Annotated in this window: 24 protein-coding genes; 15 read left to right on the top strand and 9 right to left on the bottom strand. The window is 53.3% G+C overall.

Going from position 1 to position 23,866, the window contains the following annotated elements; genetic code table 11:
- Positions 1-27: 27 nt before the first annotated feature.
- Positions 28-1,353 (bottom strand): protoporphyrinogen oxidase, encoded by a 1,326-nt coding sequence (gene hemG, locus OQ371_RS07370; RefSeq protein WP_265993147.1) that lies wholly within the window; start codon positions 1,351-1,353, stop codon positions 28-30.
- Entirely contained in the window at positions 1,350-1,784 is a 435-nt protein-coding gene (locus OQ371_RS07365) for a DUF4296 domain-containing protein (RefSeq protein WP_265993146.1), read from the bottom strand. Before OQ371_RS07365 ends, hemG begins: the two co-directional genes overlap by 4 nt.
- 140 nt (positions 1,785-1,924) lie before the next feature.
- Between OQ371_RS07365 and OQ371_RS07360 the strand changes: the two genes are divergently transcribed.
- The 5 genes from OQ371_RS07360 (at position 1,925) to OQ371_RS07340 (ending at position 6,355) form a co-directional block, all read left to right on the top strand.
- Positions 1,925-2,791 carry a DUF58 domain-containing protein gene (locus OQ371_RS07360; protein WP_265993145.1) on the top strand — a complete coding sequence of 289 codons (867 nt, stop codon included), beginning with the start codon at positions 1,925-1,927 and terminating at the stop codon, positions 2,789-2,791.
- The gene (locus OQ371_RS07355; protein ID WP_265993144.1) at positions 2,788-3,780 is read left to right on the top strand and encodes a hypothetical protein; all 993 of its coding nucleotides are present in this window, start codon (positions 2,788-2,790) and stop codon (positions 3,778-3,780) included. The genes OQ371_RS07360 and OQ371_RS07355 overlap by 4 nt, the downstream gene beginning before the upstream one ends.
- Before the next feature lie 6 nt (positions 3,781-3,786).
- Entirely contained in the window at positions 3,787-4,797 is a 1,011-nt protein-coding gene (locus OQ371_RS07350; RefSeq protein WP_265993143.1) for a vWA domain-containing protein, read from the top strand.
- Positions 4,798-4,902: 105 nt separating this feature from the next.
- Positions 4,903-5,493, top strand: a complete 591-nt coding sequence (gene rnhB / locus OQ371_RS07345) for a ribonuclease HII (protein ID WP_265993142.1) — start codon at positions 4,903-4,905, stop codon at positions 5,491-5,493.
- A gap of 76 nt (positions 5,494-5,569) precedes the next feature.
- Positions 5,570-6,355 (top strand): hypothetical protein, encoded by a 786-nt coding sequence (locus OQ371_RS07340; RefSeq protein WP_265993141.1) that lies wholly within the window; start codon positions 5,570-5,572, stop codon positions 6,353-6,355.
- Here OQ371_RS07340 and OQ371_RS07335 read toward each other — a convergent pair whose 3' ends face one another.
- The 5 genes from OQ371_RS07335 to rpmH all read right to left on the bottom strand — a co-directional run bounded on the left by OQ371_RS07335 (position 6,356) and on the right by rpmH (position 10,114).
- On the bottom strand, positions 6,356-6,871 hold the full coding sequence (locus OQ371_RS07335; RefSeq protein ID WP_265993140.1) for a DUF2480 family protein: 516 nt from the start codon (positions 6,869-6,871) through the stop codon (positions 6,356-6,358).
- 49 nt (positions 6,872-6,920) lie between these two features.
- Positions 6,921-7,613, bottom strand: a complete 693-nt coding sequence (tsaB, locus tag OQ371_RS07330; protein WP_265993139.1) for a tRNA (adenosine(37)-N6)-threonylcarbamoyltransferase complex dimerization subunit type 1 TsaB — start codon at positions 7,611-7,613, stop codon at positions 6,921-6,923.
- A 75-nt stretch (positions 7,614-7,688) separates the two neighbouring features.
- Complete coding sequence (locus OQ371_RS07325) at positions 7,689-9,350, bottom strand: S41 family peptidase (protein WP_265993138.1); 1,662 nt, start codon at positions 9,348-9,350, stop codon at positions 7,689-7,691.
- 87 nt (positions 9,351-9,437) lie between these two features.
- Positions 9,438-9,863, bottom strand: a complete 426-nt coding sequence (gene rnpA, locus OQ371_RS07320) for a ribonuclease P protein component (RefSeq protein ID WP_265993137.1) — start codon at positions 9,861-9,863, stop codon at positions 9,438-9,440.
- Positions 9,864-9,946: 83 nt separating this feature from the next.
- Positions 9,947-10,114 (bottom strand): 50S ribosomal protein L34, encoded by a 168-nt coding sequence (gene rpmH / locus OQ371_RS07315; RefSeq protein WP_134024552.1) that lies wholly within the window; start codon positions 10,112-10,114, stop codon positions 9,947-9,949.
- Between the two features lie 124 nt (positions 10,115-10,238).
- Between rpmH and OQ371_RS07310 the strand changes: the two genes are divergently transcribed.
- On the top strand, positions 10,239-11,702 hold the full coding sequence (locus OQ371_RS07310; protein WP_265993136.1) for a M61 family metallopeptidase: 1,464 nt from the start codon (positions 10,239-10,241) through the stop codon (positions 11,700-11,702).
- Between the two features lie 53 nt (positions 11,703-11,755).
- Here OQ371_RS07310 and OQ371_RS07305 read toward each other — a convergent pair whose 3' ends face one another.
- The gene (locus OQ371_RS07305; RefSeq protein WP_265993135.1) at positions 11,756-12,016 is read right to left on the bottom strand and encodes a hypothetical protein; all 261 of its coding nucleotides are present in this window, start codon (positions 12,014-12,016) and stop codon (positions 11,756-11,758) included.
- A 157-nt stretch (positions 12,017-12,173) separates the two neighbouring features.
- Between OQ371_RS07305 and uvrB the strand changes: the two genes are divergently transcribed.
- Positions 12,174-14,201 (top strand): excinuclease ABC subunit UvrB, encoded by a 2,028-nt coding sequence (uvrB, locus tag OQ371_RS07300; RefSeq protein WP_265993134.1) that lies wholly within the window; start codon positions 12,174-12,176, stop codon positions 14,199-14,201.
- Positions 14,202-14,251: 50 nt separating this feature from the next.
- Here the strand turns inward: uvrB and prfA are convergent, their stop codons facing one another.
- Positions 14,252-15,325, bottom strand: coding sequence for a peptide chain release factor 1 (prfA, locus tag OQ371_RS07295; protein WP_265993133.1), 1,074 nt, complete (start codon positions 15,323-15,325; stop codon positions 14,252-14,254).
- A 172-nt stretch (positions 15,326-15,497) separates the two neighbouring features.
- On the opposite strand from prfA, the gene OQ371_RS07290 reads away from it, so the two are divergent.
- The 8 genes from OQ371_RS07290 to OQ371_RS07255 all read left to right on the top strand — a co-directional run bounded on the left by OQ371_RS07290 (position 15,498) and on the right by OQ371_RS07255 (position 23,864).
- On the top strand, positions 15,498-16,088 hold the full coding sequence (locus OQ371_RS07290; RefSeq protein WP_265993132.1) for a hypothetical protein: 591 nt from the start codon (positions 15,498-15,500) through the stop codon (positions 16,086-16,088).
- Between the two features lie 98 nt (positions 16,089-16,186).
- The gene (locus tag OQ371_RS07285) at positions 16,187-17,536 is read left to right on the top strand and encodes a Gfo/Idh/MocA family protein (protein WP_265993131.1); all 1,350 of its coding nucleotides are present in this window, start codon (positions 16,187-16,189) and stop codon (positions 17,534-17,536) included.
- Between the two features lie 152 nt (positions 17,537-17,688).
- Complete coding sequence (locus OQ371_RS07280) at positions 17,689-18,015, top strand: PadR family transcriptional regulator (RefSeq protein ID WP_265993130.1); 327 nt, start codon at positions 17,689-17,691, stop codon at positions 18,013-18,015.
- 129 nt (positions 18,016-18,144) lie between these two features.
- Complete coding sequence (bshC, locus tag OQ371_RS07275) at positions 18,145-19,704, top strand: bacillithiol biosynthesis cysteine-adding enzyme BshC (RefSeq protein ID WP_265993129.1); 1,560 nt, start codon at positions 18,145-18,147, stop codon at positions 19,702-19,704.
- Positions 19,705-19,708: 4 nt separating this feature from the next.
- Complete coding sequence (locus OQ371_RS07270; protein WP_265993128.1) at positions 19,709-20,302, top strand: 5-formyltetrahydrofolate cyclo-ligase; 594 nt, start codon at positions 19,709-19,711, stop codon at positions 20,300-20,302.
- A 33-nt stretch (positions 20,303-20,335) separates the two neighbouring features.
- On the top strand, positions 20,336-21,436 hold the full coding sequence (locus OQ371_RS07265; protein WP_265993127.1) for a serine hydrolase domain-containing protein: 1,101 nt from the start codon (positions 20,336-20,338) through the stop codon (positions 21,434-21,436).
- Positions 21,437-21,526: 90 nt separating this feature from the next.
- A complete protein-coding gene (locus OQ371_RS07260) occupies positions 21,527-22,390 on the top strand; it encodes an inositol oxygenase family protein (protein ID WP_265993126.1) in 864 nt (287 codons plus the stop codon).
- Between the two features lie 91 nt (positions 22,391-22,481).
- Complete coding sequence (locus OQ371_RS07255) at positions 22,482-23,864, top strand: high affinity choline transporter 1 (RefSeq protein WP_265994277.1); 1,383 nt, start codon at positions 22,482-22,484, stop codon at positions 23,862-23,864.
- Positions 23,865-23,866 lie beyond the last annotated feature (2 nt).

Raw genomic sequence — 23,866 nt, 5'->3', positions numbered from 1 at the left:
TCTGGTCTTAAAATTTGTTAAAACCCATTAATTCTCAGCGATTTTTAACCTGGACAACTGGTTACCCAGCGTTCTGGCTTTCCGGATACAATCGGGCAGACTCAGACCACGGTACCAGTTGGCACACACATACAAACCATCCGGTTCAAGGCTAGGGGCCTGCTCCCGAACCGGTACAATCCGGGCGTCGTACTGCGGAATGGCGCGTTCCCAACGGCTGAGCCACTGCCGTTGGGGGGCGCTGGCCTGAATGCCAAATGCCTGAACCAATTCCTGATGAACCCGCTGGCGAATGACCGCATCCGGATGCTGAACGTGATCCGCGTTCTGACGCCCCCCCACAAAGCTGGTAAACAGCACCTCATCCGCCGGACAGCGGCCTTCAAACAGCGAACTGTTCCAGATGTGACCGGCGGCAAACCGACCTTCCACGCGCGGGTTCAACCCACCAAAACCGTTGAGCGGGTGTTGCACTTCGGCGCGTTTATACACCGAGTGAACCGCCGTCATGGGCGGATAGTCGATTTGTCGGAGCAGCGTTGCTATTTCGGGCCGGATCGGTTCGAGCAGGTTTGCAGCGGCCCCGGCCTCACAGGCCAGCACCACGGTATCCGCTGCATACAAACCGCTTTGCGCTTCCAGTTGCCAGCCGTTGTCGGTTTGGGTCAGCCGCGTTACCGAATCATTCAGGTTGAGGGCATCCAGTTGGGCCGCCAGCTTTCTGGGCAGGGTTTGCAGCCCGTCGCGGAAGGTAAAAGCCTGCCGGCGACCCGCCGAACCCGCATTTTTCATAAACCCCTTCAGAACCGAGCCGTAGTTTCTTTCGTATTCCAGCAGCACCGGAAACGTCTCGGATACCAGCAACCGATCGGGGTCTCCGGCGTAGGTACCGGCCACAAACGGAGCCAGGGCGTATTCCGCCAGTTCGGACGAAAACCGTCGGCGAATAAAGTCGCCCAGCGTTTCACCGGGGGGCGAAACCGTGCGATTGGAGCGCTCCCGCCAGATGGCTTTTTTGGCTTCCCAACTGAAAAACCGACCAAATAGTAACGACAACGGGCCCGACGGAAGCTGCTGGTAGGCACCGTTGCGGTAAATAAACCGGGCCTTGCTAACGGATTTGGCAAAATAAATCTCCGGGGTCAAGCCCAGTTGGTCGAACCAATTGAGCAGGTCTGCATCGCCGAGTAGGGTATTTGGTCCGATTTCGATTAGGTAATCTCCTTCCCGCCGGGAGTGCATAACACCGCCCGGTTCGCTGCTGCGGTCGAACAACCGGTAGGGAACGTGGTTTTTCTGGAGTTCGTGGGCCAGCGTCAGACCCGATATGCCCGCTCCAATGATTGCAATCATTTCTTCAGATTTTTAAGCCGGACCGGGAGCCGGTTTTTCCGTCCGCTGTTGCTGCTGGTACTGCTGCTGTCTGCTGGTTTCTTCCGTTGTTCCAATTCTTCCGTAACCTGCTTGTAAATCGTCGCAAACTGTTCCGGATTGGAGGCATAGTAAGAATAACTCCTTGAGTAAGCAGCGGTATCAACTTGAAATTTTTGAAAAATCTGTTTTTCAAGGCGTTTGTAAATCAGCGTATTACTATCCTGCGACAGGCGATTCAGCTTTGTAACCCGCGCTTCGGCCAGGTGAATCTCGGTCAGAATCCGGGCCATTTTATCTTCCGGAATCAGATTCTTGGGCGCTTCCACCGGCTGGTTCTGACAGGCGGTCAGCAGCGTGATGAGCACAAACAATCCCCATTGTCGAAACGGGAAGCACTGTTGCGCGTTCATTTTCGTTATTTTTGTCAAAGCTGGCATTGGAATACAAATGTCGGGAATCCTGACCTTAATAACACGCGGTGAAACGCTGCGATTCTTTGCAAACGGGTTTTTAACAAAATTTTTAGCAACGTTTCGCCCTTATAACAACGATGCACGAGTTTCTGGCAAGACTATATCAATTCGAAATCAGGATTCGGAAAGCCGTAAACTCTCAGATGCGCGGTAACTTTCGGTCGATCTTCAAAGGCTCCGGTCTGGAGTTCAGTGACTTGCGGACGTATCAGTACGGCGACGACGTGCGGGCAATCGACTGGAACGTTTCGTCGAAGGGCCACGGAACCTTCGTCAAGATTTTCCGGGAAGAAAAAGACCAGACGGTGTTCTTTCTTGTCGACGTCAGTGCATCGCAGGAAATTGGAACCGCAGCCCGCTCGAAACTGGACACGACCCGGGAAGTGTGCGGGGTGCTGGCGTTGTCGGCCATCAAGGAAGCAAGCCACGTGGGGATGTATTGTTTTTCGGACCAGAAAGAAAAATACCTGAAGCCGTCGAACAGCATGAAGCACGGTTATCAGTTGATTGTCAATTTGTTCAAGCTCAAGCCGGAATCAATTCGTACCAATCTGGCCGATGCGCTGCTGTTTACGCTCAACGTGCTCAAACGCCGAAGCGTGGTTTTTCTGGTATCGGATTTCATTGATTCGGGGTACGAGCACAACCTGAAGGCCCTCGCCCGGAAGCACGATCTGGTGGTGATTCACATGTACGATCAGCGGGAAACCAGCCTGCCGCGACTGGGCATCATTCCGGTTTACGACACGGAAAGCCGCCGGACCGTTTGGGTTAATACCTCCTCGCCCAGTTTTCGGAACGGGATCCGGCAGACATTCCGGCAAAGCCAGCAGCAACTGGAACGGTTTTGTAAACAGTACAACGCTGATTACGTCGCTCTTGATTCGCAGGCGGATTACGTGCCGCAACTGATCGAACTGTTCCGCGTCCGAAAAACCCGATGAAGCTGACGTTAGAAGCATTGCACTACATTGACCATCCGACCGGACGATTTTCTTTCTTCGGCCCTCTTGCCCAGCTCGCCATTCGTAGGGTGTTGTTCGTTGCTATTTTTTGCTCGTGCCTGACGTTCTCACGGGCTCAGGCTCCAGCGGGCGTGTTTCTGACCGACACCATTGAAATCGGAAAACCGTTTCAGTATTCCCTGAGCATTCGCCACCGGTCGAATGTGGATGTGCTGTTCCCGGATACCGCCCGGCATTTTGCGCCGTTTCTGGTGCGGGATATTTCGATTTTTTCAACAACCACCGGCGAGAAAGGCAGTCTGGACAGTGCCGTTTATACCCTGATTTCCTTCGAAACCAGACCCACACAGACGCTGCAGGTACCCGTCTGGCTGCTCCGTACCTCCGCCGATTGCACCCTGGTTCGTTCCAACGTGGATACTGTCCGGCTGCTCGAACGCATTCAAACCCAGCGTCCCGATACATTACAGCTTGCCACCCAAACGAAGGTGGTGGTACTCAAACAGCAGATGAATTATCCGTTGCTGATGGTTATTCTGATGGGCCTCTGCGCCTTGGTAGGTCTGCTTTTTTTGTTCTTTGGCGGCAAGATTCGGACCCGCATTCGGCGTTATCAGCTCTACCGGCAATACGTGAATTTTCAGCGTTCGTTTGACCGCCTGACGCGCAACATTCGACCGGAAACCGCCCCCCAGGACGCTGGTCGGGCCGTAGTGCTCTGGAGGAAATACATGGAACGGATTGAGGACAAGCCGTTCACCTCGCTGACGACCCGCGAAATTGCGGAACTCGTGCAGGATAACCGGCTGGCAGACGCTCTGAAAGAAATCGACGGGGTGATTTACGGTGGCGTTTATTCCGATCACACCCAGCAGTCGCTTCGCATTTTGAATGAGGTGGCCGACAGTGCCTACCGCCGAAACAGCGTTCATCTGGTGGAAGCGCACCAGGAAGCTACTTTTGATTGACACAACATGGAATGGTTTTCGTACCAGTGGTTTACAATTTCACAGCTACGCCAGTTTACCTGGGCGCACCCGATCTATCTGTACGCCATACCCGGTATTCTGGTGCTTTTCGGGCTGCGGACGTTGTTGTCGGGGCGCGCGAAACAGCGGCTGAGTGTGGCCCTGAACCGGGCCGAGCTTCAGCCAACGCTGGTCAGTAGTTTACGGTATTTGTTACCACTTAGTTTTTTCATCGCCCTTGCGCTTATTTTCATGGCATTGGCCCGGCCCCAGCTAATCCGGGAGCAGCCCGAACGCGTAGCCGAAGGCATCGACCTGATGCTGGCCATCGACATTTCGTCGTCGATGGCGGAAACCGACCTGAAACCCAACCGGCTGGAAGCCGCCAAACGCGTGGCCCGCGCCTTCGTCAAAAGCCGTCAGAACGACCGGATTGGTTTGGTCATCTTTGCCGGAGAAGCTTACTCGCTCTGCCCCCTGACGACCGACCACGACCTGCTCAACAGCTACCTGAACGACCTGGACGACAGCATGATCAAAACGTCCGGCACGGCCATCGGGAGTGCCCTGGCGGTGTGCATCAACCGGATGCGCGAATCGAAAGTCAAAAGCAAGGTGACGATATTGCTGAGCGACGGCGACAACACGGCGGGCAACCTCGACCCGGTGACGGTGGCACGGCTGGCCAAGGCGTTCAACATCCGGATTTATACCGTCGCCATCGGTAGACCACCCCGCCCAAGTGTAGTTAGTGCTATGTCGACTGTAACCGTGGACGAGGGCATTCTGACAACCATCGCCAACATCGGCAGCGGCAGTTTTTTTCGGGCGGGGGATGCCACGCGTTTGCAGGCTGTTTTCAACGAAATTGACCGGCTTGAAAAAGCGCCCGTTAAAACCGTTGTGTACAAGGATGTCAAAGATTTTTACCGCGTTTATCTGTACTGGGCCATCGTCTTTCTGCTGCTGACCCTCCTGCTGAAAAACACCATTTTCGGAAATATTCTGGAAGATTAGAACAAAGAATAAAGAGGATTGACAAACAACTAGAGACAAACAGACAAGAAGCAAAAGACCATGTTTCTCTTTCTTTTGTCTGACTTCTGTGATCTGCATCAAATTATGCTTTTATCCTGTTACAATACGAATGCCATTGAAGCGGGGCTGGACGAAGTGGGGCGGGGTTGCCTGGCCGGTCCGGTGGTGGCGGCTGCGGTAATTTTGCCCAAAGATTACGTTCATCCGGTGCTGACCGACTCGAAACAACTGAGTCGGGTTCAGCGCGAAAGGTTGCGGGCGGAATTGCAGCGCGACGCCCTGGCCTGGGCCGTGGCGGAAGTATCGAATGAAGAAATCGATCAGATTAACATTCTGAAGGCTAGTTTTCTGGCGATGCACCGGGCGCTGGACGCCATCATGAACCAGGCAGACGGTATTAAACCGGAGCATTTGCTGGTGGATGGCAACCGGTTTGTGAATTACCCCCTGATTCCGCACACCTGCATTGTTAAAGGTGATACCAAATTTCTGTCCATTGCGGCCGCGTCGGTGCTGGCCAAAACGTACCGGGATGAACTCATGGAAAAGCTATCGCTGGAATTTCCGCACTACGGCTGGGCGCAGAACGTCGGGTATCCAACGCCGTTTCACCGCCGGGCCATTCAGGAGTTTGGGCCGTGCCGGTGGCACCGGCGGAGTTTTCGGTTAGTGTAAAGATTTTTTGTGAGGGATTACAACGCTTTACCAGATACCGGTATCTTGTTCTTATATTCCTTGCCTTCAGACTTTTATGAGAGCTGTCTTATTTCTATTGCTGCTGGTGGCGGTTACGGCCTGCGACCGCCGGAATGATGATGCCGTTCTGGCGCGTGGCCAATCCATTCGCCTGATCCGACACGATTATTACGGGAGTCCAGCCAAACCCACGGCCGTTGAATCCACGCACTATGTGTATGATCAGCATAACCGCATTCAGGAAATTGTGAGCAACAGGTCCGATGGTAAGCTGTACAGTAAACTGGTTTTTCGCTGGGTTGCTGCCAATACACTCCGGGTTGAGCAACATTACACCAATCCTCCCTGGTCATCCACCTATGTTTCGGACCTGCCGCTGAAATTATATTCCTACAGCGAAACCGTTTACAATGCCGATACGACCATCCGGGAGCGTAAATATTATACGATTAACAACGAAAAGTTCGATTTTCGGTCTTCCAGCCGATTCGCATATGATGCTCAAAAACGAATCACTCGGCAAGACAGGTACGACGCAAATAACAAGTTTATTTCATCGGCGGACTTTACCTACGACAACCGGGGCAACCTAATTCAGGCTACGGGGGATATGACAACGTATGAATACGATACTGCCCCAAACCCTTACAAACCGATTCGGGTTGATGCCGAAATTAGCTGGTTTATGAGCTCCAATAATATTGTTGGGATGAAGGCAGTTGACCAAACCACGGGCGTTCAGGAAGAGACGCGTTTCCGTTACGAATACCGATCCGACGGTTATCCGGTCCGGATGATTTACCCCGATGGTCGGAAAGAAGAATTTATCTACAACAGGTAATTACTGTTTGGGGCGCTTGTACAGGGGCACGGTACTGCAGGGTTCGCCGAACATGATGCTTTGGGCAACGGGCCGCAGCCGCCGGGTAATTTCGACGTAAGCCGCCGTCGGTACCGCCACTTTGCTACACCCTTTGACAACCACGCGGCTGTCGCGGAAGTCTTCGATATTGATCCGGTTGATGGCGTCGAAATAGAGTTTTTCTTCCAAATCCTGGAGCGAACCAAAAACAACGGTATGGGCGTGCGGTTCCAGGTAAATGGTCAGTAGCATGTAGGCCCAGGTCGGTATGATGGCGTCCTCCGAGCAGGTGACGGCCACATTCTTGCCGTCGTACTGGCTCCAGTCGTGGGCTTTCAGGAAGTCGCGGAAGTCTTTTTCCTTTAAAATCATGCCCATGAACAGATTGTCTTTCAGATCGTAGACAACCCGTTCGCCGGTGTGGTAGTAATCTTCCAGATCCAGCGTTACCAGACCACTTTTGGTCACTCGATTAACAATCTCTTCCGTTTCCATAATACCAAAGCCCAAATGTAAACACGGATTTTACCCGTAAGTATGCTTGCTAAACAACCAATTTCTTCGGCTTGGTTCCCACAAAATCCTTTAGATAGTACGGTTCGAAGTTGGCGACATCTTCAAACTGCGCCTGTTCGTAGGCAAGAGCCGCCAGTTGCCCCACGGTTTTGGCCGACGGATGAACAATTTGTGCCGGGAAAACAGCGTTGGGCTGGTGGGATAAAACGGTCCGGCACTTGGCAGCTCCGTTCCCAAAAAACACGACGGGCTGTTGAGCCAGCCGATCGGCAAACGCGTATTCATCGATGATTTGCGCCGACGTCGGCTGAATCACCCGGCCTTCGGGATCGTAAACGGCGCAATAGACTTCCATTCGCCGGGCGTCGAGCATGGGGCAGAGGGCGTAAGAGCCCGGGTAAAAACCGTTTATCTGCCAAACCATCGCTTTAAGCGTATCGATCGCCAGCAGGGGTTTATCGAGCGCAAAGCACAACCCTTTGGCCGTGGAAACGCCAATCCGTAACCCGGTATACGAACCCGGTCCTTTCGCAACGGCAACGGCATCCAGCTCCGACAGCTGATGACCGCTGTGCTGCACGGTATGCTGAATGAGCGTCGTCAGCATCCCCGACGAGGATTTTTCCGTAAAAAGTTCGTAACAGGCCGCCAGCGCCCCACCGCGGTGCAAGGCTACTGAACAAACGGTTGTGGAGGTATCAATGGAGAGAATGAGGGACATGGAAATGAATGATGCGTCATGGATGATGAAAAGAGTAACATACTAATTCATCATTCATAACGCATCACTATAAAGCTACTGTTTTCCTTTTAAAATAGACTGATACCGGTTCATGTCGCTGAACAGGTCGAGGGCGGCTTTAATTTCCGGATCGGTCGAGAACGAAGCTTCTTTCATGCCTTTCTGGAGGTAATAATGAGCCACAATTTCCTGTTCGAGCAGGGTTTTTAGCTCCCCTTTGAACGTTGCCAGATCAACATCTTTGCTGTGCGAAAGCTTCGTCCGCAGAGCCTTAAGCTGATCCTGAATCTGGTTAAAAGATTTTTCTTTCTTTGCCGAAGCTTCCAGCGTACCCAGATCCTTCTCAACCTGTGTGGTATAGTCGTATTCTTTATCCTTCAGCCAGTTTACAAATTCCTGATATTCCGCGTCGGTCAGGTGAAATTCCCGGGCGGGCTTAATCGTCGGATGATCGTGGTGGTACTTGACGGCATAATCGAAAACAAACCCTTTGTTTGTCAGGCTAAGCGCAATCGGCGCGGGTGCCACGGCTTCTACCGGAACGTCGGGGGTTACGCCACCGCCGTCGTAAACCGGGCGCCCGGCTTTGGTTTTAAACGCAGTTTTCAGCGAATCGGGAATTTTGCCCACGCTGCCGTCGGGGTTGCGGTGGCTGTAGTCGATGGCCTGGATGCAACGGCCACTCGGAATGTAATATTTAGCCGTCGTAATTTTCAGTTTCGTGTTGTAGGATAGCTCCCGGGTCGTCTGCACCAGTCCCTTGCCGTAGGTGAGCTGCCCCACCAGAACACCCCGGTCATAATCCTGAATAACCCCGGAAACGATCTCGGCGGCTGAGGCACTCCGGCTGTTGGTCAGCACCACAATCGGAATTTCCAGGTCGAGGGGCGGGTTCAAAGCCGTATACGTTTTGTTCCATTCGGTTACTTTACCTTTGGTGGTTACAATCTCCGAATCGCGCGGCAGCCAGATGTTGGCAATGTCGATGGCCATGTTCAGCAAGCCGCCCGGGTTTTCGCGTACGTCCAGCACCAGCTTTTTCATGCCTTTGCCCTTCAGTTCCGTAAAGGCGTTTCGCACCTCGCGCGAAGCCGTTCCGGTAAAATCTTTCAGATCGATGTAGCCTACGTCGCCGGTGATCATGCCGTAATAAGGCACATTGGTCATTTTTACCACGTCGCGCGTCACGTTCAGATCAATGGGTGAATTGTTTCCAAACCGTTTCACCGTCAACTTCACCGCCGTATTCGTCTGCCCGCGCAGCAGCTTGTCGGAATCTGATTCGCGCCGGGTTTTGATATCGACTCCGTCGATTTTGACGATTTCGTCGCCAATCCGCAGGCCGGATTTCTCGGCCGGTGTGCCCTCGTAAATCATCATGACGATGCTGCGTCCCTGCCGCGAACCAATTAACGCACCAATGCCGTTGTAGCGCCCGGTGGTCATCGTCATGTAATCCTCAATTTCGTCTTCGGCGAAAAAGTTAGTATACGGGTCCAGCGATTTCAGCATGGCGTCGATGCTGGACTTCACCATGCGGTTCGGGTTTAGCTCGTCCACGTAATACAGATTCAATTCCTTGAACAGCGTTGCGTAAATATCCAGGTTACGCGCGATTTCAAAGAACCGGTCGTCGTTGCGGAACGAGTAAAAACCAAGGCTTCCTGCCAGGAGGGTCGCGCCCAGGGCGACGGTCAGACGTTTGCGCGTAAACATAATTCTATAGATTAAAGACGCAAGACAAGAGAAAAAAGACCCCGCAAACCGTAGTTCATCTTTTGTCTACGATCTCACCTCTTTTGTCTATATCCGCGCTAAAGCTAATTTCATACTTTTTTCTATTTCTTCAAACGAAATTTTCTCGCGGGCGGTATATAAAAAAACAATATAAGACGGGGGCTGCTTTGGTTTCTCGGTCGTGCCGAACAGCAGCGCCTTATTTTTGCGATAGGCTTCGCGAACGCGCCGGCGGATGAGGTTGCGGTCAACGGCTTTTTTGAAATTCCGGCTGGAAACCGAAATCAGAATGGCGGGCAGGAGATCAACCCGGGCTGGAGGGCCCCCAGTTGGATCATCCCCGGCTGGAAGGCTCCGGTTGGGGTCGTTCATGTAGAGGAGCCGAAATGGAAAAAGGTAGAACGTCCGCGTGGTCGCACTACCTTTCTGAAACAATTGTCCGATGGTTTTTTTACTGCAAAGCCGTTCGGATTTCTTGAACGTTTGCTTCATGTCGCTTAAAGCTCAAGTCCAAAGTTTAAGGTTTACGGTTACTGTATCGAACCTTAAACTTTAAACCCTAAACTTTAAACGAGTTAGATTTTAAACCGGTCGCCTTTTTTCTCGTCCGAAACCGTCAGTTGATGACGTCCTTTTTTGCGACGGGCGGCCAGCACTCGGCGGCCATTGGCAGATGCCATGCGCTCGCGGAAACCGTGCTTGTTCCGGCGCTTACGGTTCGAAGGTTGAAACGTTCTTTTCATGACTTAGTATATCTTGGATGCCTGTTTTTCAAATGAGTCTGCAAAGGTAGGGAATGTTTCGAAATGAAGCAACTTTGCTGACGATATTTAGTGTTTTCATCAACAAGGGGTTATATTCGCCGGTATGCACTATCGTATTTCTTCCAGCAATCCTTCGTCCCGGACTATCGAGATTGAGTTTTTCCTGACGGGTGTTTCGTCACCGACCGTCGAGCTGCAACTCCCCGCCTGGCGCCCCGGACGTTATGAACTGCAGAATTTTGCCAAAAATATTCAACGTTTTGAAATCTTTGACCAGAACGGTAATCCGCTCTCGTTCGAAAAAATAACCAAAGACCGCTGGCGGGTGCAGACCGAAGGCGCTTCCGAACTGGTGGCCCGCTACACGTATTATAGCAATACCGTTAACGCCGGAACGAGCTTTGCCGACGACCGGCTGCTGTACATCAATCCGGTCAATCTTTGCTTGTACGCCGATGACCGTTTGCACGAACCCTGCACACTCGAACTGGTCATTCCGGATACCTGGGAAATTGCCTGCGGACTAAAACCAACCGCCCCCAACCTCCTGAGTGCAACGGATTTTTACGAACTGGTCGACTGCCCGCTGATCGCTTCGCCGGAATTGCAACATGCGGAGTACAAAGTCGGAGAGACGGCTTTCCATATCTGGATCAACGGTGCTATCAGACCCGACTGGGAGCGCATCAAACGCGATTTTCAGCGGTTTTCGGAAGTGCAGGTCCAACTCTTTGGCGAGTTTCCGGAAAAAGACTACCATTTTTTAACCCTGATTCTGACGACTCCCTTCTACCACGGGGTCGAACACCGCAACTCAACGATGCTGGTGCTGGGGCCAAATGACGAAGGCGAAGGTTTATACACGGATTTGCTGGGGGTTTCGTCGCACGAGCTGTTCCACGCCTGGAACGTGATCCGGATTCGCCCGGCGGAGTTGCTACCCTACGATTTCACAAAAGAGAATTACTTCACGACCTGCTTTGTGGCCGAGGGCGTGACCACCTATTACGGGGATGTGATGCTCCGGCGGTCGAATGTTTTCGACGATGCGGCTTACCTGAAAGAACTCCAGGTGTTGCTGAAGCGGCATTTCGAAGCCAACGGCCGGGCTTTTCAGTCACTGACCGAATCCTCCTGGGATTTGTGGCTCGATGGGTATGACAAAGGGGTGCCTAATCGTAAAGTTTCGGTCTACAACAAAGGAGCGACCGTTGCCTTGATTCTGGATTTACACATCCGCCGGAAGCGGAACCACGCCCGATCGCTCGACGATGTGATGCGGCTAATGTGGGAACGGTTCGGAAAGCCATTCATCGGTTACACGCTCGACGATTACCGGGCTGTTGCGGAAGAAGTCGCTGGCGAACCGCTCGACTGGTATTTTGATCGGTGCATCTTCGGCAACGAACCGCTCGAATCGCTGCTGAACGAATACCTGGCTTTTGTTGGCCTGAGCCTGGAGTCCGACGCTGCGGATCAAGGGAGTGCACCCGCGGTTTTTCTCGTGCAGATTGACGGTTCTGAAGGACTTGAAGACCGCTTTCGCTGGCTGACTAATCAGCGCTGACAACACCGAAATTGACAGCCAATCCGGCGTTGTCAGCGTTGATGAAGCACTCCTTATTCTTTCTTGGTGGCGCGCATTTCCGGGAGAGTCTGTCCCGCAGCGGTGTCACTGGGTCGCGCCTGTGGGCCTTCGAGCGTATTGGTTGTGGTATCGCCCTGGATACCCATAATGCTCGTATCGGTAGCGGCCGCGGCCGAGTCCGAAGTAGATCCGGTATTTTCGGTCTTGGAATTACAGCTTAAAATAAATACGGTCAGCAGAACTCCTAGCCCCGCGGTCAGGCTCCGGCTTCCGTTTTTCAGGTTGTTTTTCATAATCAATGACGTTGAGTAACTGGTAAAATAACTGACAGGCAGACAAGTTGTTCAGGAAAACGACGGATTGGGGCGGGTGCTAACAAATGGGTCGGCGCGTCGTTATCTTTAAAACCGATCTTGTTTCCGTTCTTATTTTTTCGTATCTTAGCTTGTTATGAATTTCAAGCTGACTTCAGAATTTAAACCGACTGGCGACCAGCCACAAGCCATTGAAAAGCTGGTCAATGGCCTTCAGGAAGGCGAGCCGGCGCAGGTGCTACTGGGGGTTACGGGAAGTGGAAAAACCTTCACCGTGGCCAACGTCATCGCCCAGCTCAACCGCCCAACCCTCGTACTGAGCCACAACAAAACGCTGGCGGCCCAGCTCTACGGCGAGTTCAAGCAGTTTTTTCCCGAAAACGCCGTTCACTATTTTATTTCGTACTACGACTACTACCAGCCCGAAGCGTTCATCGCGACGACCAATACGTACATTGAAAAAGATTTGGCCATCAACGAAGAGATCGACAAACTGCGGCTGGCTGCGGTGTCGGCCCTGATGAGTGGTCGGCGGGATATTGTGGTCATTGCGTCGGTGTCCTGCATTTACGGTGCCGGAAACCCCACGGAATACCAGAAAAGCATCGTGCGGCTGGGCGTGGGCGAAACCATCAGCCGCAACCAGTTCCTTTTCAAACTCGTCGAGATCCTGTACAGCCGGACGGAGGTGGAGTTTACGCGGGGTACGTTCCGCGTCAAAGGCGATACAGTCGATATTTTTCCCGGTTACGCCGACTTTGCCTACCGGATTATTTTCTTCGGTGATGAAGTGGAAGCCATTCAGCGCATCGACCCGGCTTCGGGCAAGAAGATTGCCGACGACCGGATGATTGCGATCTTCCCGGCCAACCTTTTCGTTACTGGCCGCGATACGCTGAACATGGCCATTGGCGAAATTCAAAACGACATGGTGGCTCAAATACGGTATTTTGAATCGGAGTTTCGCCATCAGGAAGCCGAGCGGATTAAGGAACGCACCGAGTTTGACATCGAGATGATGCGCGAATTAGGCTACTGCTCCGGTATTGAGAACTATTCGCGGTATTTCGACCGCCGGATGCCGGGGCAACGGCCGTTCTGTCTGCTCGATTATTTTCCGGATGATTTCCTGACGGTGGTGGACGAAAGCCACGTGACAATGCCGCAAATCCGGGCGATGTGGGGCGGTGACCGCTCCCGCAAGGAAGCGCTGGTAGACTACGGTTTTCGGTTGCCGTCGGCGCTGGACAACCGGCCGCTTACGTTCCAGGAGTTTGAGGAATTGACCCCGCAGACGGTTTACGTCAGCGCCACACCCGCCGATTATGAACTGCGCCGGAGCGAAGGCGTCGTGGTCGAACAGTTGATTCGTCCGACGGGGCTGCTCGATCCCGAAATTCAGGTGCGACCGAGTTTGAACCAGATCGACGATCTTCTCGAAGAAATCGACAGCCGGGTCAAAAAAGGCGAACGAGTTCTGGTAACGACGCTGACCAAGCGGATGGCCGAAGAACTAAGCAAGTACCTGGAGCGGGTGGGCATCAAAGGCCGCTACATCCACTCGGAAGTAAAAACACTGGATCGCGTCGAAATCCTGCGAGAACTGCGGCTGGGCGTTTTTGACGTATTGGTGGGCGTGAACCTGCTGCGCGAGGGGCTTGATTTGCCGGAAGTATCACTTGTAGCCATTATGGACGCCGACAAAGAAGGGTTCCTGCGTGACATTCGTTCGCTGATTCAGACCATTGGCCGGGCCGCCCGGAACGCCAACGGCAAGGTGTTGATGTATGCCGACCGCATTACGGGTTCGATGGAAAAAGCCATTAGCGAAACCAACCGACGGCGGGAAATCCAGATGGCCTACAACCTCGAACACGGTATTACGCCCAAAACGGTACTGAAATCCCGGGAAGCCATTCTGGAGCAAACCAAAGTGGCGGATTCGCGTCCGGCCGCCAAGCAGTTTTACATTGAACCGGATGAAATCCAGATTGCGGCCGACCCCGTGGTGCAGTATATGGGTAAAAACGACCTGGAGCAGGTGATCAAGGAAACGCAGGCCAAAATGGAAAAAGCCGCTAAGGAACTGGATTTCCTTGAAGCGGCTCGATTGCGGGACGAACTGTTTCAGTTGCGCGATCGTCTGAAAACAGCTCAGGTATAAGGTGGTTTCTCCCGGCCGAAAGCCGTGCGGCTTTCGGCCGGGAATCGTTTTTAAGCCACGGCGGCTTCTTTCATGCGTTCGGCGTTTTCGGCAATGCGGAGCTGGTCAATGAAATCATCAATGTTACCATCCATCACCGACGGCAGGTTGTAGACCGTCAGACCGATGCGGTGGTCGGTGACGCGGCTCTGCGGGTAATTGTACGTCCGGATTTTGTCGGAACGGTCACCGCTGCCCACCATCGATTTGCGTTGTGAGCTGATCTCGTCGTTGTGTTTCTGCAACTCAATTTCGTAGATCCGCGACCGCAATACCGTCAGGGCTTTATCGAAGTTTTTCAACTGCGAGCGCTCATCCTGGCACTGCACAACGAGGCCCGTCGGGATGTGCGTCAGCCGAACGGCCGAGTACGTCGTGTTGACCGACTGTCCACCCGCGCCCGACGAACAGAAGGTATCTTTCCGGATGTCGTTCATGTTGATCTGAACGTCCACTTCCTCGGCTTCGGGCAAGACCGCCACGCTGGCCGCTGAGGTGTGAATACGGCCCTGCGATTCGGTGGCCGGAACGCGCTGCACGCGGTGAACACCGGACTCGAATTTCAGCTTGCCATAGACGTCTTCGCCCTCGATCTGAACAATAATTTCTTTGTAACCGCCCGATGTGCCTTCCGTGTAGTCCATCAGCGACATCCGCCAGCCCATGCGGTCGCACAGACGCTGGTACATCCGGAACATATCGCCGGCAAAGATGGATGCTTCGTCGCCCCCGGTTCCGGCCCGGACTTCAAGAATAACGTTTTTGCTGTCGTTGGGGTCTTTCGGAATGAGCATTTCTTTCAAAACGTCTTCCATCGGTTCCCGTTGCGGCTGCAATTCGTCGAGTTCCGCTTTGGCCAGTTCGCGCAGGTCTTCGTCGCGTTCGGTCGCCAGCAGTTCCTTGGCGCCGTCGATATCCTGCAACAGCTTTTTGTAGTGCTGATACTGCTTGACGATTTTGTCGAGGTCTTTGTATTCCTTGCTCAGCTTCGTGTATTTCTTCTGATCCGAAACGATTTCGGGCATCATAATCTGCTGAGAAACTTCCTCAAACCGCTCCTTTATGGCTTCTAATTGGTCAATCATGGTTTGGTATAGATTCAGGACAAACGATGAGCAATCGCGTCCGTTCGTATTTTAAGACAAATCTACGAAAATTCGGTCAGTCAACAGTTCCGTCTTACATTTGTCAACGAAACGACGCACCGCAACGTTATCCAGATAGATGACAAGAATTTACTTCACTAAGTTCCTCGCAATGAACCGCATCTTTTCCCTTTTCGCACTTCTTCTTCCAGTAACATTTTTGTATTCCTGCGGCCTCGATCAGAACCAGAGCTCGAAAGAGCTGGCCCTGGAAATGAACGACCGCAAGATCAAACGCGTTACGGATGCCCAACTGACCGCCACTGTCGACGAATGGGGGAAAGCCCTCGTGCAGACTTCCCGAAAAGCCCTGACCGCTGAACTGGCTAAAAAGGTAGGGGATCAGTCACGCTGCACGCTGGAGGGGATTCCGGCCGTTGAGAAGCTGGAAAAACAATACGCCGTTACGATTGATCTGCTCAGCGCGAAAGATACCGCCAACCCGGCCCTGAATACCAAGGAACGGGAGTTGTTGCTGGCCTACCGATACAACGCCCTGAATAAGATGGAGCAAACGGATAACATTCAGAAAGTAAACGACACCCTTTTTGTCTACAATTCGCCCGTCGCAACGAACGATCCGATCTGTACAACCTGTACGGACGATGCCGCTCTGCCTTTTGTGATCTGGCGGGTGGTTTTCGAGAAACGCGAGATTATCCGGCGAATCAACCCGAAGAAGCTCCAGGAGCTGGCCCGCTGAACTAGTACGAAAATACGACGCTGCAGTACTATAAGAGTATGGATTGTGTACATTTGATGCAATCAGATTCCATCCCTTAACTAACGTCGTATTTTACTATGAGTAACCTGGAAAACAAAGCAGATCAGCCGCTTAGCCGCCGGAGGTTTGTCAAAGCCTCGTCGCTGGCGCTGGCCGGAGTGACCATCCTGCCCCGGCATGTTTTAGGCGGTAAAGGCTACATCGCCCCGTCTGATAAACTGAACGTGGCCGGTGTCGGCATCGGCGGAATGGGCAAAAGCAACCTCAACGCGCTGGCCCCAACCGAAAACATCGTCGCCCTCTGCGACGTGGACGAAAAATACGCCGGGCCGGTTTTTGAAAAGTACCCGAATGCCAAGCGGTACAAAGATTACCGCAAGATGCTGGAGGCTCAAAAAGACATTGATGGCCTGGTGATTGCCACACCCGACCACCTGCACGGCGTGATTGCGTCGGCCGCCATGAAGCTCGGGAAACACGTTTACGTACAAAAACCGCTGACGGTTACGGTTTGGGAATCCCGCGAACTGGCCCGGCTGGCGAAGGAAAATCCGAAAGTAGTCACCCAGATGGGGAATCAGGGGCACTCAAACGACGATGCCCGGCTCATCAACGAGTGGATTGCCGACGGCGCCATTGGGAAAGTGCAGGAAGTACACGTCTGGACCAACCGCCCTATCTGGCCGCAGGGTATGGATGTGCCGAAAGAAGCCGAAGAGGTTCCTTCGACGCTGGATTGGGAACTATTTCTGGGTCCTTCCCCGCACCGGCCTTACCACTCGGCGTATACTCCGTTCAAGTGGCGTGGCTGGGTCGATTATGGCGCCGGGGCGCTGGGCGATATGGGCGCTCACCTGGTCGATCACCCATATTGGGCGCTGGGGCTGAACCCGCCGATTAGTGTGGAAGCTTCCTCGACGCCGTTTAACAAGCAGAGTTACCCGATGGCGTCGATGGTTACGTACGAGTTTGAAACCAAAGACAAGAAAAAGCCGCTCGTCATGACCTGGTACGATGGGGGGATTCTGCCGCCCAAACCGCTGGAATTTGGCGACGAACCCGTCCCGAAAGGCGGTGGCGTGCTGTATATCGGCACCAAGGGAAAACTTTTTCACGAAACCTACGGCTCCAAACCCCGGCTGCTGCCCAAGGAAAAAATGGATTCTTACAAACGCCCGGCCCAGACGATTCCGCGCGTGGGCATAAGCCACGAACGCAACTGGGCCGAAGCCTGCAAAGGCAACGGAAAAGCCGTCTCGCCATTCGAATACGCCGGTCCGCTCTGCGAGTCCATGCTGCTGGGCATTGTGGCCCTCTACAAACAGGGAACCAAACTGAACTGGGACACCAAAAACATGCAGTTCACCAACGCGCCCGAACTGAACCAATACCTGAAGCGCGAATACCGCCAGGGCTGGGTGATGTAATCGGACCCATACACACTACGAACCCCACAACCCCACCGGGGTGATCCAGAGTTAACTCCGGTGGGGTTATTTGGCGGAAGCTTTATATTTTGTTAACGGTTCTTCGATCTGACTGAAACGGTTTATATTTGTTTTACAAAGCCTAAACAAATATGAATCGTCCATACCTCGGTGAATTTGAAGAGCTCGTGCTGCTGACCGTCGCCATGCTCAACGGGCAAGCTTACGGGGTTGCCATCCTCGAAGCGATTGAAAAGCAAACGGGTCGGACGGTTAGCCTGAGTGCGATTCATGCCACGCTGCAACGGCTCGAAGAAAAAGGGTACCTGAACTCCAAAATGGGTGGGGCCACGGCTGAGCGCGGAGGTCGGCGGAAGCGGTTTTTTACCGTAACCGTGGGCGGAACCCGGGCGTTGGAAGAAATTCATACCACCCGAAATCACCTCTGGAATCAAATTCCAAAAACCGGCCTGGCTTGATTCTAAAGAGCTTTTGCAACGCTTTATGTGGGCGGGCCACATAAAAGTTTACGGCCATTCCTGTAATCCGGCCGACTCGTCCGAACCTAGACTGAAAATTCTGTGTTGACAGTCAAAAATCCTGTTTTCATGGACTGTCAGTACCTTCCGCTAACCGCTACCGGCCAGTTTTCGACGCTATTCCTCGATTATATTTCTCAGAAAGAAGCTCTTCAACCTTATTACGACCGCTTTCCGACGCTGGAAGCGTTTGCGGAGCAGGCTAAAAATCGGTCATTCGATGAGGCAAAACGCCGGACGCTGGTGGAGGTGCTGGAACGGCAGTACCAGAACATTTCTGACAAACCGGACTTTTCCGTTCTGGCGCAGCCGAACACCTTTACGGTGACCACGGGCCACCAACTGAATATTTTTACGGGGCCGCTCTACGTGATCTACAAATGGATTACGACGGTAAACTTGGCCAAAAAGCTGAACGAAACGTATCCCGAATACCGGTTTGTGCCGATCTACTGGCTGGCTTCTGAAGATCATGATTTCGCGGAGATCAATCACTTTACGCTGTTTGGGAAAAGCTACACCTGGGAAACGGAGCAGCGCGGGGCCGTTGGGCGCATGAACCCGAAAGAATTGAAAGAAATCTTCGAACAGATGCCGGAGAAGCTGTTTCTGTTTGAAGAAGCTTACCTGAAACACGATACGCTTTCCGATGCTGTGCGCTGGTATGTCAACGAGCTGCTGGGGAAAGAAGGGCTGATTTGCCTGGACGCTGACGATGCGGACCTGAAACGGCTTTTTGCCCCGATCATCAAAGACGAGCTGCTCCATCAGCCGACCAGCGGAATGGTGACCGAAACCAGCGGGCAACTCGAAGCGTTGGGCTACAAAACGCAGATTACGCCCCGCGAAATCAATCTGTTTTACCTGAACGACCAACTGCGCGAACGGATTGTGCGGGAAACGGCGGACGATGAAACGGTTTCTTATCAGGTTTTAAATACCGATCTGCGGTTTTCGCAGGAGGAAATACTAACGCTGGTCGATGAGCACCCCGAACGGTTCAGCCCCAACGTGGTGCTGCGGCCGGTTTATCAGGAAGTGATTCTGCCCAATCTGGCGTATATCGGCGGACCGTCGGAAGTGCCGTACTGGCTGCAACTAAAAGGAATTTTTGACCATTTTCAGATTCCGTTCCCGTTGCTGATGCCCCGCAATTTTGCCCTGTACGTCAACCCGGCCAGCGCCAAAAAAATGGAAAAGCTGGGCGTTTTACCCGAAGAATTGTTCTGGGATGATGTGAAGCTACGCCGGTCGTACATCGAGCGGATCAGCGAAAACTCCCTGGATCTTTCCGAGCAGAAAGCCTGCCTGCAGCAGTGTTTTGCGGAAATCCTGAACAAATCCGTGAAGGTGGACAAATCGCTGGAAGGAGCCGTACTGGCCGAACAGGCCCGGTTGATGCACACCATTGACCACCTGGAGAAACGGCTCAAGCGAACCGAGGAACGCAACTACGAAACAACCCTCAATCAGCTAATGACCCTGAAAAACAAGTTGTTTCCGAACGGCGGTGTTCAGGAACGCACCGAAAATTACCTCAATTTCCAGCTCAATGACCCGCAGTTTGTCCAGAAAGTACTGACGGTTTTTGACCCGCTGGACTACCAGATGCTGGTGTTGAAAGACTAAACGCATGACCAAAGCCGAGTTGCGGGACGAGTTCCGCCGGAAGCGCCGGGCATTGCTGAAGACCGATTGGCAAAACCGTTGCGAAGCCCTTACAGACCTGTTTTTCGCGGTCTTGCAGGGTAATCACTGGCAAAGAGCGGTTTCGGTGATCAGCTCGTTTCTGCCCATTGAGCGTCAGCAGGAAGTGGATACCTGGCTGATCATTCGAAAGCTTTGGCAGGATTTTCCGCCAATTCAGGTAGCCGCGCCCGTGACCGATCAAGCTGCCGGAACGCTGGAGCATTACCCCATCACACCCACCACCGAGTTTACAAAAAGCCGCTACGGGATTCCTGAGCCTGCCCTCAATCCATCATCCCTTATCCATCCTTCCTCATTCGATCTGGTTCTGGTGCCGTTGCTGGCCTTCGACCAGACCGGCAACCGTGTGGGTTACGGGGGCGGTTTCTACGACCGGTTTTTGTCCGAATGCCGCCCGGACTGCCTGAAAATCGGACTATCGCTGTTCAGTCCCGTTGATCGGATTGACGACGTATACCGGGGCGATATTTCGCTGGATGGCTGCCTGACGCCCGATCGGATCTGGACGTTTTCCTGAAAATTCTACCGCATCTTTTTGTAGATTTCCGGCATGAAAATCGTTGCATTCGGGTGTCTCATGGGGCTCGCCGTTCAACCCGTTCTGGCCCAGAAAACCGCAGCCGCCCTTGACGCGGTGATGCACCGCAACTTTTCCGCCGATCAGCCCGGTGGGGCGCTGCTGGTGGTGGTCGATGGCAAAACCGTTTACAACCGGGGCGTTGGTCTGGCCAACCGGGAAACAAAAATGCCGATTACGCCCACGACTAATTTTCGGATGGCGTCGGTGTCCAAGCAATTTACGGCCCTGTGTATTCTGTTGCTGGAAAAGCAGAAAAAGCTTTCCTTCGATGACAACCTGCTCACGTTCTTTCCGGATTTCAATCCGCGGATTGGACAGAAAGTCAAACTGCGGCATTTGCTGACGCACACCTCCGGTATTCTGGATTATGAAACAGGGCTGCCGCCCGGCCGAAAAGACCAGATTTTTGACGCGGAGGTGCTGGCGCTGCTGAAACCGAAGGACTCGACGTATTTTGAGCCGGGCCGCCGGTTTCGCTACAGCAATTCGGCGTTCTGCCTGCTGACCCAGGTGGTGGAGCAGGTAGCGAAAAAGCCGTATCTGGACTTTATCACCGAAAATATTTTCAAGCCGCTGGGCATGAACCAGACCACGCTGTACGAACCCGGCCGCCCCATTCCGGACCGGGCGATGGGATACGCCCGCGACCAGGACGGTAAAATCCGGTTCTCGGACCAGAGCGTGACGAGCGGTACGAAGGGCGACGGCTGCGTTTACACGTCCCTGGCGGATTACAAAAAATGGAACGATGCCTTGATTACCAACAAGCTGGTTGATCTGCAGGAACAACTCGGGCGGGTCCATCATCCCCTTGAGGGGCAACCAGACGCATTCTACGGGTTGGGGTGGTTCTTCACCCAAACAAAGGGCGGAGGCAAGGAGTTATTTCACTCGGGCAGTACGTGCGGTTTCAGCAACTGCGTGGTCTGGATTCCGGAACGGAAAACGCTGGTGGTTCTGTTCTCCAACCTGGCTGACAATCACCGGCCCTTTGCCGACGTTCTGGCGGTATTGAAGTCCACCGCCGAACTTTCCGGCGATGTCTGGGCGTTGCACAATCTGACGAATTGACTGGCTATTTCGAATAGCTGGTTTTTGCAATCCTAACGGGAATCCGTATCTTTACAACCCTATAATTGGCTTACTAACAGCTACCTTACTATGGCATTCACCGAAACCGAACGCAATCCCCTCAACAGCCTGGAACAATGGGAAGATGATCTGCTGGTCCGCTATCCCGAACCGGAACATAAAGCGAAAGAAGAATACCGCAATTACGAAAATCCGGGCCGTGACACGGTGCGCGAGTTTTACCGGCTGAATCATACCTACCAGACCTACGATTTCGTGCAGCAGAAGCGGGCGGAATTCCTGAAATTCGACAAGAAAGAAATTCCGGTTTGGGGTGCCATGGAGTTCCTCAATACGCTGGTCGACGATTCCGACCCGGATATTGAACTGGACCAACTGCAACACCTGCTGCAAACCGCCGAAGCCATCCGCGCCGACGGTCACCCCGACTGGTTTGTCCTGACGGGTTTTCTGCACGACATGGGCAAGGTACTGTGTCTGTTCGGTGAACCGCAGTGGGCTGTAGTGGGTGACACCTTCCCGGTGGGCTGCGCGCATTCCGACCGGATTGTATACCCGGAGTTTTTTGCCGCCAATCCAGATTCTAACAACAAGGATTTCAATACCAAATACGGTATTTACGAACCCAATTGCGGTTTGAAAAACGTGACGATGTCGTGGGGCCACGACGAGTATCTGTACCACATTACGAAGGATCACCTGCCCGAACCGGCGCTGTACATGATCCGGTACCACTCGTTCTACGCGCAGCACCGCGAGAATGCCTACGATCACCTGATGGACGCGCATGACCACGAGATGTTCAAGTGGGTGAACAAATTCAACCCGTACGATCTATATTCGAAAAGCCCGGTAACGCCGGTTGTTTCGGAGCTGAAACCGTATTACGAAGACCTGATTGCCAAATACCTGCCCGCTACCATTCGGTTGTAAAAACCGCCCGCGGGGTTTAACGATACAGAAGCCGGTGTTACGACATCGGCTTTTTATGTTAGATTTGGACGGATACAAGCTGATTCGCCGGATGCTCCTTGCCTTTATTGCCCTGTACCTTCTTTCTAACCTCGCCATCGGAGCCTGGGCCGCCCGTAAAGTAAGTAGTAGTCAGGATTTTGTGCTGGCGGGTCGGCGGTTGCCGTTGGTGCTGGCGGCATCGGCCACGTTTGCCACCTGGTTTGGCTCCGAAACGATTATGGGCGCTCCGGCCATCTTTGTAGACGAGGGGATGCTGGGCATCATCGAAGAACCGTTTGGGTCGGCGCTGTGTCTTTTTCTGGTCGGTGCTTTCTACGCCCGGCCGCTGTACCGCCTGGGAATCACGACGTTTTCGGATTACTTCAGGCTGCGGTTTGGGCGGCCGGCGGAGTTTATTTCGGCGGTCCTGATGATTCCGTCGTACTTCAGCTGGATTGCCGCCCAGTTCATCGCTATCGGTATCGTGCTGAATCTGGTGACGGGGCTGCCGATTTTCTGGTGCATTGCCTCCAGTGCCACCATTGTGATGATTTACACCATGATGGGCGGCATGTGGTCACTGTCCATTACGGATTTTATCCATAACGTTATCATCATCATTGCGCTGATCATTATTGCGGTGATCCTCTACAACCAGACCGGGGGCATTGCGGGTGTCGTTCAGAAAACCAGGCCGGGCTTTTTTTACTTTCTGCCCCCATCAACCCTGAAAGGCGGGGTGGAGTGGATTGCCGCCTGGATAACCATCGGTCTGGGTTCTATACCGCAGCAGGATATTTTCCAGCGCGTCATGTCGGCCAAAAACGAGCAGACCACCGTGCGGGCGTCGTATCTAGCGTCGTTTCTGTACATTACGATTGCCATGCTGCCTCTGTTCATCGGGCTGGCGGGAAAGCAATTGTACCCTAACCTGGGTCCCGACAATCAGATGCTGATTCCGAACCTGGTGCTGCAGCAGGGCAGTATGCCGTTGCAGATTCTTTTTTTCGGCGCCTTGCTGTCGGCCATTTTAAGCGTATCGAGTGGCGCCATTCTGGCCCCGGCCACGGTTTTTGGCGAAAACATCTTCCGGTTTTTCCGGCCCGACATTAGCGACAAAACGCTGTTGCTCACCATCCGGCTGGCGGTGGCCGTCATTACCGTTATCTGCGTCTGGATGACCGCGGCCCGCGATGTCAACATTTTTGATCTGGTTGGCGAATCGTCGGCGTTTAGCCTGGTTTCGCTGTTTGTGCCGCTGACGGCCGGACTGTATTGGAAACGGGCTAATACGCTGGGCTGTTTGCTGTCGATGCTTGGCGGTATTGCCGTCTGGTTTATCTGTCTGGCGGTAGACACGGCCTATTCTCCCATGCTTTACGGTTTGCTGACCAGCCTGGCGGGGATGATCCTCGGGGCCCTGATTCCAAACCGGAGTGGCCCGAAACTGTAAGC

The organism is Larkinella insperata (assembly GCF_026248825.1).
GTDB classification, from domain to species: Bacteria; Bacteroidota; Bacteroidia; order Cytophagales; family Spirosomataceae; genus Larkinella; species Larkinella insperata.
Note: the sequence above shows the minus strand (reverse complement) of the source record. Positions and strands in the feature narration are given on the sequence as shown.